The organism is Halomonas sp. BC2 (assembly GCF_002078115.1).
Taxonomy (GTDB): domain Bacteria; phylum Pseudomonadota; class Gammaproteobacteria; order Pseudomonadales; family Halomonadaceae; genus Vreelandella; species Vreelandella stevensii.
In genome coordinates, this window is the sequence record NZ_LFGT01000009.1 from 361,466 (window position 1) to 371,470 (window position 10,005).

Consider the following 10,005-nt stretch of genomic DNA (forward strand, 5'->3'; position numbering starts at 1 on the left):
ATGCCTGTGGTAAATCAGTTGACAGCCGTTGAAGTGTTTTGGCCTGATGCTCTGGTAAAGTGTGACCACTTGAACGCCTACCCTTACCAGGAACCGAACGGCCATGAACGCTGTGCTGCCACGTACTGCTGTAACGCCCTGCACTTCTTTGAAACCTCTCTGCAACATGGTGCTGGGGCTGCTCCTTGCGCTATGTCTCCCGACCTTGGCCCAGGCGCAGGCGTTGAGCCTGATCGATGGGGAAACCACCGAGAAAATCGCCATCAGTGATCTGCGTGAGCAGCCCAATACCACCTTTACCGTTTATGACCCCTATCAGGGGCGTGATGTGGAAATGCGTGGGATCCCATTCCGTGAGTTTCTGGTGGAGCACTTTGGTGCGGTGCCTCCGCAGCTGCATTTCACGGCCTGGGACGATTACGAAGTGAGCCTGGGGGGCTGGGACAACCCGGTCTGGTATCTGGTCACCGTGGAAGATGGTGAGCCGCTGACCCTGCGCTCGCGGGGCCCGGTGCGTCTGGTGGAGCGTGAATACTCTGGCCGTGATACCGAAAACCTGCGTGAATTCAACGACTGGATCTGGATGATTCGCAGCATCGAGGTGCAGTGGTGAGTGCAGCGCCACCAGGAGATCCCAAACGTCGCCCACGCTACATAACGTGGCTCTCCTTGGGCTTGATGAGTTTCATGGGCTTGATGGTATTGATCGTCTATGAGTCTCGTTGGGTCTACCCGGAAATCCAGGCCTACTTCAGCCAGACAGGCAGCCTGACCGGGCAGCAGTTGGCGACTCGGGCGAGAGGCTACGTGCAGAGCGCTCAGGAGTCGCTGCTGGTAGCGACGTCTCCGCTGGAGATCAGCGAGGCCAACCATGCGTTGGATCTTGCCTATGGGCTTTTCGATGTCAGTATGTACCGGCAACACTACTCCTGTACTGTTCCCAGCCTGGCATTGATCGAGGAGATAGCCGAGCATCTGGAGCAACAGCAGATCGAGCCCATCGATGCGGCTCATGCGCTGTTCATCGTCGTGGACTGTTTGACGCGCATTGAAATGGACCAGCTGGATCAGCGCGGTAGCGTCATCAATGACTTTTCCGAAAGCACCCGACGCCATAATCAGGTATTGACCTACTCCAGCCTGCTGATCTTCGTGCTGGGGCTGGCGTTCTGGGTGATGCACGAGCGGCAGCTGCGTCAGACGGAACACGCCACTGCCGAAAAGCTGGCCTGGATGGCCCGGGCCATGCGCGACCCGCTCACGGGGATCGGGAATCGGAGTGCGCTGCATCAGGACGTGGTGAGCCGTGACGGGGAGTCACTGGGGCTGATCCTGATCGATATCGATTTCTTCAAGCAGTACAACGATGCGCTGGGGCATCCTCAAGGCGACCGCCTTCTGCGTCAGCTGGCAAGCATGATCGAGCAGGCGCTGGGGCCGACGGCCCAGCTTTATCGATTGGGCGGCGATGAGTTTGCGGCGTTGCTACCGTGCCCTTCCAATAGCGTACTGGCACAGCAGTGCGAAGCGCTTCAGGCGGCGCTCGATGCGGCGGGGTACCCGCACCCCGCTCACCCGGATAAAAAACGCGTGACGCTCAGCGTAGGCGCCACGCGCTTTGCCTCGACGGCAACAGCATTCACGGGTGCCTACGAGGCGGCGGATAAAGCCTTGTACCAGGTCAAGACAGCAGGGCGGGATGGCTGGCAGATCACTGTAAGTGCATGACATCCCCATAAGGGGGGGCAGGCGGCCCAGCATGTCGTTACGCGCGGCTAGCGGTATGCCTTTGTCCACCATATGGCATCGTTCAGATACTCCACTACCCGATTGAAGTGGGCATCGGTGATGCCCATGGTCTGGTGAGCACGGTCCATGGGCGGTCCATCGTACTGGCAAGGGTCATCGGCGATACGATACAGCAGGTTTTCCACGACGTTTTCCAGGCTGGCCTGCCCGCCGACGCGTTCGTATAACGTGGTAGATGGCTGCTGATGGGCGCAACCAGTGAGCAGGAGACCTGACAGGGCTCCAATGATCAACGTATTGCGGATGGCCAAGTGGCCAGGCAAAAGTGCGGGTTCTCGCAAATTGACGCAATGCAGGCATGGGATGTGCCTAAGCAGGGTCAGGGAAATGGCCTTATGATCTATTTATTATGTTGAAAAGTCATGTTTTTGCTCTAACGATAAAACCCTGAAAGGTAAAAAAGAGTAAACAATAGGGAAGTCATTGAAGGCGTCTGGTGTCGGTCACTGAGCTTGGCTAGAGTGATTTACGAAACGGTGTTCGTTAATTTGCTCAGTCACCTTGATCAGGAGGATCACCATGCCCCATGAAACTGAAGAGGTGTTGCAGAAGCGCCGCTCGCGCCGCCAGGTGCTGGCCAGCCTTGGGCTGGGGGCCGCAGCGCTCTACGTTGCTCCCACGTTCCTGTCGATGGGGCAGGCAGAAGCGCGCGGCCGTCGCTCACGGCACAGCCGTTCGCGGCCCAGCTACTCACGCCCCAGCTACTCACGTCCCAGCTACTCACGCCCCAGCTACTCACGTCCTCGGCATAAGCATCATGCCCGTCGTGATGAGCGATACTACCGCCCTCATGATCGTCGCTGGGCTGGCTATTCGCGTCCGCATCGATCCCGCTGGGAGCGCGATGGTGTCATCGAAATTCGCTTGAGCCGCGTACTGCCAAGGTGGTAACGGCCGATGACAACCCACACCACTCACGATATCAGCCTGCCCAGTCTGGGCCCCTGCCTGCGCCTGGTAGAGGCGGAGGAGCTGTTGCCCGTGTTGCAGCAGGCCATGCCAGGCTGGCCCATCGAACGCTGCCCAGTGTTGCCGGAAGCCCCGGACATCTGCGTTTGGCAGCACCCCGACGGCTACTGGCAGGAAGCGCCCGCGCTGCCCCAGGGTGCCTTGTTGGACACCGATGTTGGCACTGCCTGTAGCGTCGTCGCCGATTTGGCCGGGGCCTTCCTGCATCGCCACCCTGAATTGGTGGGCTTGCACTGTGGCTCGGTGGAGCTCAACGGGCAGCTGGTGATTTTTCCTGATGCCCACCGTGCTGGAAAAAGCACCTTGACCTCGGCATTTGCTGCCGCAGGCTGCCGTGTGTTCGGGGATGATGTGCTGGCGCTCAATCCTGAAGGTGAAGGCATCGCGCTTGGCGTGGCGCCGCGTTTGCGGTTACCGGTCCCGGAGGCCTTGTCGGTAGATTTTCAGCACTTCGTGGCCTGCCATCTTGGTCCTTTCGACGACCGTTACGGTTATCTGAACTTGTCGAGTTCCCAACTGGCAGCCCATGGCGACCGCTCCCCGCTGGGGGCCGTACTGCTCATCGACCGAGACCCCACGTTGACGGCCCCCCAACTGACACGCCTGCAGCCCGGCGATGGCCTATGGCAGTTGTTGCAACAGAACTTTGCCGAGCACGAGTCGGATCAGGCGCTGATGGATCGCTTCCTGCCGCTACTGCAGCGGCTACCGTGCTTTCTGCTGCGATACTCGGATGCTTATGAGGCAGCCCTGTGGCTGGCACAGCGCTGGGAGGGTCAGCCGTTCTCTGCAGATCGGCAGCAGGGGCAATCGGTGGCAAGTGCTGAACGGGCGGCGGTACCGGCGCTGCTGTTGGACGACGCCCGCTACTGGCACACCAGCCCGGCGGCCTTCGAGTGGTCGCTGGGCGATGAGCTGTTCGTGATTGGTCAGAACGGGGGTGATATTCATCGAATGAACGCGACCAGCCGCGCAGTATGGGCTCTATTGCAGCATGAGCCGATGAACCTGCAGGAATTGAGTGAGACGCTCGTGGCGTTCTTCGAAGGGGCGTCGCTGCCGCAGGTAACGCGTGATGTGGCACAGTTGTTGGCCAATCTGGCCAAGGCGGGCTTGCTGCACAGTGTTGAAGCAGAGGTTGACACAATGGTCGCGCCAGGCCTTCAATACCCGCTCGGGGTACCAGGTTTGCCCGAGGCTGCCGTTGTAGCGAGCCAGAGCGCGGGTGAAGTCACCCCGCTCGACGGCAAGATAGTGGGCCAGAATGGTGCTGCCGTAGCGCAGATTGCGGTTGGGTTCGGTCAGGTCGTCCATGGGCAGGCCCAGCTCGGTGACTCAGAAGGGCATGATCTGGCCCCCACTGCGAGCCCCAGGATCAGGGCTCGCACCAGGCCGTACCGCATGAGGGGGCGATCAGCACTGTGCCAGGCCCGCTTTTTCACGCAGGAACTCGACGATCGTGTCGGCGGGCACCATGGTGGCGTCGCTGTCGCGGCGGCCCTTGTACTCCAGCTCGCCGTTGTCCAGGCCACGGTCGCCGATCACCAGGCGGTGCGGCACGCCCATCAGTTCCAGGTCGGCGAACTTGACGCCGGGACGAGTGTCACGGTCATCCAGCAGCACGTCCAGACCTGCCGCCGTGAGTGCCTGGTAGAGGCGCTCAGACTCTTCACGCACCCGCTGAGACTTGTGGGCGTTCATGGGCACCAGCGCCACCTGGAAAGGCGCGATGGCGTTGGGCCAGATGATGCCTGCATCGTCGTGGTTCTGCTCGATGGCAGCGGCAACCACACGGGTCACGCCAATGCCGTAGCAGCCCATGAACGGGTGGCTGGTCTTGCCGTTGTCGCCCAGTACGCTGGCATTCATGGCTTGGGAGTACTTCTGGCCCAGCTGGAACACATGACCCACTTCGATACCGCGTTTGATCAGCAGGGTGCCTTGACCATCCGGCGAGGGGTCGCCCTCTACCACGCTGCGCAGGTCGGCGACCTGGGGCAGGGGGGCGTCGCGCTCCCAGTTGATACCGAAGTAGTGCTTGCCATCGACGTTGGCGCCCGCGCCGAAGTCGCTCATCAGCGCCACGCTGCGGTCGATGATGATCGGCATGTCAAGGCCCACGGGGCCCAGGGAGCCCGGGCCGGCTCCTACTGCTGCACGAATCTCTTCTTCGCTGGCCATGGTCAGGGGTGCCTTGACCTGCGGCAGGTTCTCTGCCTTGACCTCGTTCAGCGCGTGATCGCCACGCACCAGCAGAGCAATCAGGCCACCTTCTGCGGCGTGGACCATCAGCGTCTTGAGGGTCTTTTCGATAGGCAGGTTGAACTGTTCGACCAGGGCGGCAATGGTCTTGGCATCGGGGGTGTCGACCAGACGCATCTCTTCGCTGGGCGCGCTGCGCTCTACCTGACTGCCCAACGGGGCAGGCAAAGCTTCGGCTTTTTCGATGTTGGCGGCGTAGTCGGAAGCGTTGGAGAAGACGATATCGTCTTCGCCGGAGTCGGCCAGCACATGGAACTCATGAGAGCCGGTGCCACCGATGGAGCCGTTATCGGCAATCACCGGGCGGAAGTCGAGCCCCAGACGCGTGAAGATGCGCGTGTAGGCATCGTACATGGCCTGATAGGTCTCTTTCATCGACGCTTCATCGAGATGGAAAGAGTAGGCATCCTTCATGATGAACTCACGCGAGCGCATGACGCCGAAACGGGGGCGAATTTCATCGCGGAACTTGGTCTGAATCTGGTAGAAGTTCACCGGCAGCTGCTTGTAGCTGGAAATTTCCCGGCGCACCAGGTCCGTGATGACCTCTTCATGGGTGGGGCCCACGCAGTAGTCGCGGTCGTGGCGGTCCGTCAGGCGCAGCAGCTCGGGGCCGTATTGCTCCCAGCGGCCCGACTCCTGCCACAGGTCGGCGGGCTGTACGGCGGGCATCAGTACTTCCTGGGCTCCGGCGCGGTTCATCTCTTCACGCACGATGGCTTCGACCTTGCGCAGCGTGCGCAGGCCCAGCGGCAGCCAGGTATACAGGCCCGAGGTCAGACGGCGAATCATACCGGCGCGCAGCATTAACTGGTGGCTGATGACTTCAGCGTCGGCCGGGGTTTCTTTCAGGGTGGCGATCAATAGTTGGCTGGCGCGCATGGGCGTGAGCATTCCTTGGGTTGTCGATGGTGCTGAGTATGAGAAGCGCGTTGCGCTTAATCCAGCGTTGAAAGCGGCATTGTACGGCCAAGCGGGGAAGGCGGCAAAATCCTGTGTAGACGTCAGGGCGTGTGCTTAGCACGAAATATGCTAAACTCGACCCGTTTTGTAACGCGATAGCCTGCGCCTATAACAAGCGTGTCACTTCATATGATGGCTATCGTTACATTGAAAATTCCGAGGGAACCTCCATGCAGCAAGCAGTGCGCCGTTGGTTGACGGGGGCGGTCGTTGGTGTCTCCATTGTGGCATTGAGTGGGTGCGGTACGCTTTTCTATCCGGAACGCAAAGGCCAGCTGAGCGGTGATGTCGACCCCGTGGTCGCCATTGCCAATAGCGTTGGCCTGCTGTTCTTCATCGTGCCGGGCGTGATCGCCTACGCCGTGGACTTCTCCAACGGCACTATCTACCTGCCCAGCGAGAACAGTGCGTCCGTGGATATTCATCATCTCGACGATGCCATGGACGTGGCCTCGCTAGAGAAGTTGCTGTCCGACAAGGCCGGTCAGCCGGTAACGCTGGAGAACGAGCTGCTGGTCATCGAAGAGATGAGCAGCCTGGATGAAGCGCTGGCCATGGTGCGCATGTCCGGCGTGTTCGATGAAGAGCGCCTGGCCAACATGGAACCAGCGGTGATGTAACCACCGTACACCGCTGGCCGATAGACGCCCTGCCATCCACGATGGCGGGGCGTTTTTTTAGCGATCCTTCTGGTGCGCGCGGGCGTTGAATGTGCCGATCTTGAGTACCACAAGCCCCGCCACCAGGCCCCAGAAAGCCCCGCCCAGTCCCAGTAGCGTCACGCCGGAACCGGTGAGCAGGAAGGTCACGATGGCGGCATCGCGCTGTTCGCTCTTCTCGAAAGCGCCCGCGAGGCCCGTGCCCAGCGTGCTCAGCAGGGCAATGCCCACCAGTGCCATCACCAGAACGCTGGGCAAGGCGCTGAACACCCCGGTTACGGTGGCTCCGAAGATGCCCATGGCGATATAGAAGACCCCGGCAGCCACCCCGGCGGTGTAGCGCCGCCTGGGGTTGGGATGGGCGTCTGGGCCCAGGCATACCGCCGCACTGATGGCCGCCATGTTGAGCGCGTAGCCGCCAAACGGCGCCAGCAGCAGGGTGGCGCCACCGGTCCAGGTGATCAGCGGTGAGCTGTTGGGGCGATAGCCAGCCGCCCGCAAGACGGCCACGGCGGGCAGGTTCTGGGTCGCCATGGTGATGACGAACAGCGGAATGCCGATGCTGATCAGCGTCATCGGGTTGAATACCGGGGCGGTAAAGACCGGCAGCGTAGGCGCCAGCGGGATCGGCTGGGTCGAGATCTGGCCTTGCCACAGGGCCAGCCCCACGCCCACCAGCAGGACTCCCGGCACCGCCAGTGAAGGCCAGCAGCGCCGCCCCGTAACCCAGGCGGCCAGCATGGCCAGCGGCAGCAGCCACTGGCTTTCCATGACGTTGAACAGCTCCAGCCCGAAACGCAGCAGAATGCCCGCCAGCAGGGCCGAGGCGATGGCGCCGGGAATATGGCGCATCAAACGCTCGAACAGCCCGGTGACACCGCACAGCGTGATCAACAGCGCTGAAAACAGAAACGCGCCGATGGCTTCTTCGATGGGAATTCCCGGCAGGCTGGTGGCCAGAAAGGCGGCTCCCGGCGTCGACCAGGCGGTCAGCAGCGGCATGCGGTAACGCAGCGAAAGCCCCAGCGAGGTGATGCCCATGCCGATGCCCAGCGCCCATAGCCAGGAGCTGATCTGGGCCGTGGAGGCGCCCGCAGCGGCGGCCGCCTGGAAAATGATCGCAGCGGAGCTGGTATAGCCGATGATGACGGCGACGAAACCGGCAATCAGCGTAGACAGGCTCATGTCCCGCCATAGATGAGGCGAGTCAGGTGATGAAGAGGGCAGCGTCGTTGGCGTGTCCATGGGTGGCTCCCACGTGGTTATGTTGAGCGTGCGCTATAACGCACGGGTGGTCACGCTAACATTGTGCGTTATGACGCACAACCATTTTCTGGCATGATAGTCATCCGACCAACCCCGCTATCTGAATCCGACCGTCAGGAGAGTCGCATGGCTTTAACGCCGCATACCATTGCCGAGCATATTTCAGGAACGGTGAAGCAGCTGCGCAAGGAGCGGGGCTGGAGCCTCGATCGCGCGGCCAGTGAAACCGGGGTCAGCAAGGCGATGCTGGGGCAGATCGAACGTGGGGAGTCGAGCCCCACGGTGGCCACCTTGTGGAAGATCGCCAGCGGGTTTCGGGTGTCGTTTTCTACCCTGTTCGATAGTGACAAGCCCGCGCTGGGCGAGCTGCATCGGGATGGGTGGGAGTCGGTGTGGGGGGATGACAGCGCGGGCATGCAGGCGCGCCTGCTGTTCCCCTACGACCCCCTGCTGGGGTTCGAGATGTTCCTGATCGAGTTGGCCCCGGGGGCCATGAGCGAATCCACGGCCCATGCCAGCGGCGTGGTGGAGCACATCGTGGTGGTGGAAGGCGAGATGGAGCTGCGCATCGACGAGCGCTGGCAAACCCTGGGCGTTGGCGAGGGGCTGCGCTTTTTCGCGGACCGGCCCCACGCCATGCGCAACAACGGTACGTCGCGGTTACGCTTTCACGATGTGATTCACTACCTGCCGGGGGCGGCCTCCGGGGCCTGAGCGCGCAGCCAATTCAGCTCGTCGGCCCAGATCTCGGGCTCGATGGTTTCGAGAATCATGGGAATACCATCGATGCGCGCATCCTGCATGATCGTGGTGAAGGCCGCCAGGCCAATGTTGCCTTGCCCCAGGCTGTGGTGCCGATCCACACGGCTGGCGAAGTCGCTTTTGGCATCGTTGAGGTGCATGCCGCGCAGATATTCGAACCCCACCACGCTGCCCAGTTCGTCCAGCGTGGCGCGGGTCGCTTCGGCGCTGCGCAGGTCGTAGCCTGCGGCAAAGGCGTGGCAGGTGTCGATGCAAACGCCGACCCGGCGCTTGTCGTCCACCTGCTCGATGATGCTGGCCAGATGTTCGAAGCGCCAGCCCAGGTTGGTGCCCTGGCCTGCGGTGTTTTCGATGACCGCGGTCACGCCCTGGGTGGCATCCAGAGCCAGGTTGATGGATTCGGCAATGCGCGACAGGCAGTCGGCTTCGCTGATCTTGTTCAAATGGCTGCCGGGGTGGAAGTTCAGCAGCGTCAGGCCCAACTGCTCGCAGCGCTGCATCTCATCGATGAAGGCGGCCCGCGACTTGTCGAGGCCCTCCGCCTCAGGGTGCCCCAGATTGATCAGGTAGCTGTCGTGGGGCAGGATCTGCGCTGGCGCGAAGCCATGGATGCGGCACGCCCGCTTGAAGGCTGCGATGGCCTCGTCAGTGAGCGGTTTGCCCTGCCACTGACGCTGGTTTTTGGTAAACAGGGCAAACGCCGTCGCCCCGATCTCCACCGCGCGCAGCACGGCCTGATCAGCGCCACCGGCCGCGCTGACATGGGCACCAAGATACTTCATTGTCATCCTTCTTTTCGGTTGTCGAGATAGCGCTGGAAAGCGGCTGGTTCGTCGGTAATGGCACTGTTGATGCCCCAGGCCCAGCGGCTTTGAAACGCACTGGGATCGTTGGCGGTATAACACAGGATCTGATAGCCATCCCGGCGCATGGCAGCGGCCTGGGTGCGCTTCAGCCGGGGCCAGTGGGGGTGAATGCTGAACGCCTCGATGGCGGCACATTGGGCGCGCCACTCCTTGGGTAAACTGCCGTAAAGCGCGCCCAGGGCGAGAGCTTCTCGGGGCGCATGCCGACGGCTGTGGGCCAGTGCGGCCCCGTCAAAAGAGGAGACGATGCAGCGCTCGGCAGGTAGCGCTGCCAGCAGCATGGGCAGCACCGCATCGACCAGGGTAATGGGGTCGCGCCCCTTGTTGACCTTGATTTCCAGATTGACGCCCATTTCCAGCTCATTCAGCAGCGCCAGCATGGCCTCCAGGTTGGCCATGCGTTCCCCCGCAAAGCGGTCGCCGAACCAGCTGCCCACATCCAGCGCCTG

10 protein-coding genes and 2 pseudogenes are annotated in these 10,005 nt (G+C 61.8%); 6 read left to right on the forward strand and 6 right to left on the reverse strand.

Features of this window, described 5'->3' with window-relative positions:
• Positions 1-103 precede the first annotated feature (103 nt).
• Both B7L71_RS17650 and B7L71_RS08090 read left to right on the forward strand, forming a co-directional pair.
• A complete protein-coding gene (locus tag B7L71_RS17650) occupies positions 104-613 on the forward strand; it encodes a hypothetical protein (RefSeq protein ID WP_249273204.1) in 510 nt (169 codons plus the stop codon).
• Positions 610-1,728, forward strand: a complete 1,119-nt coding sequence (locus B7L71_RS08090; protein ID WP_446497403.1) for a diguanylate cyclase domain-containing protein — start codon at positions 610-612, stop codon at positions 1,726-1,728. The genes B7L71_RS17650 and B7L71_RS08090 overlap by 4 nt, the downstream gene beginning before the upstream one ends.
• 47 nt (positions 1,729-1,775) lie before the next feature.
• On the opposite strand, the gene B7L71_RS17655 is transcribed toward B7L71_RS08090, so the two are convergent.
• Entirely contained in the window at positions 1,776-1,934 is a 159-nt protein-coding gene (locus tag B7L71_RS17655) for a globin domain-containing protein (protein WP_249273205.1), read from the reverse strand.
• A gap of 394 nt (positions 1,935-2,328) precedes the next feature.
• Here B7L71_RS17655 and B7L71_RS08100 point away from each other — a divergent pair, with 394 nt between their 5' ends.
• Positions 2,329-2,700 carry a hypothetical protein gene (locus B7L71_RS08100; RefSeq protein ID WP_081137210.1) on the forward strand — a complete coding sequence of 124 codons (372 nt, stop codon included), beginning with the start codon at positions 2,329-2,331 and terminating at the stop codon, positions 2,698-2,700.
• Between the two features lie 1,032 nt (positions 2,701-3,732).
• Positions 3,733-3,837 (forward strand): annotated as a pseudogene (locus B7L71_RS17660) (hypothetical protein); the annotation flags it as partial.
• A 90-nt stretch (positions 3,838-3,927) separates the two neighbouring features.
• On the opposite strand, the pseudogene B7L71_RS08110 reads toward B7L71_RS17660, so the two are convergent.
• Positions 3,928-4,140: pseudogene (locus tag B7L71_RS08110) on the reverse strand (lytic transglycosylase domain-containing protein); the annotation flags it as partial.
• A 51-nt stretch (positions 4,141-4,191) separates the two neighbouring features.
• Positions 4,192-5,922, reverse strand: coding sequence for a proline--tRNA ligase (locus B7L71_RS08115; RefSeq protein WP_081137212.1), 1,731 nt, complete (start codon positions 5,920-5,922; stop codon positions 4,192-4,194).
• A gap of 251 nt (positions 5,923-6,173) precedes the next feature.
• Between B7L71_RS08115 and B7L71_RS08120 the strand changes: the two genes are divergently transcribed.
• Positions 6,174-6,623 carry a hypothetical protein gene (locus tag B7L71_RS08120; RefSeq protein WP_016913658.1) on the forward strand — a complete coding sequence of 150 codons (450 nt, stop codon included), beginning with the start codon at positions 6,174-6,176 and terminating at the stop codon, positions 6,621-6,623.
• 57 nt (positions 6,624-6,680) lie between these two features.
• Here the strand turns inward: B7L71_RS08120 and B7L71_RS08125 are convergent, their stop codons facing one another.
• Positions 6,681-7,907, reverse strand: coding sequence for a benzoate/H(+) symporter BenE family transporter (locus B7L71_RS08125; protein ID WP_081137214.1), 1,227 nt, complete (start codon positions 7,905-7,907; stop codon positions 6,681-6,683).
• Positions 7,908-8,054: 147 nt separating this feature from the next.
• Here B7L71_RS08125 and B7L71_RS08130 point away from each other — a divergent pair, with 147 nt between their 5' ends.
• Positions 8,055-8,642, forward strand: coding sequence for a helix-turn-helix domain-containing protein (locus B7L71_RS08130; protein ID WP_016913660.1), 588 nt, complete (start codon positions 8,055-8,057; stop codon positions 8,640-8,642).
• Here B7L71_RS08130 and nfo read toward each other — a convergent pair.
• Together nfo and B7L71_RS08140 are read right to left on the reverse strand one after the other, a co-directional pair.
• Positions 8,612-9,472 carry a deoxyribonuclease IV gene (gene nfo, locus B7L71_RS08135; protein ID WP_081137216.1) on the reverse strand — a complete coding sequence of 287 codons (861 nt, stop codon included), beginning with the start codon at positions 9,470-9,472 and terminating at the stop codon, positions 8,612-8,614. The genes B7L71_RS08130 and nfo overlap by 31 nt on opposite strands.
• A 2-nt stretch (positions 9,473-9,474) precedes the next feature.
• Positions 9,475-10,005, reverse strand: a 531-nt coding sequence (locus B7L71_RS08140; protein WP_081137218.1) for a glycerophosphodiester phosphodiesterase family protein, incomplete at its 5' end; no start/stop codon positions are given.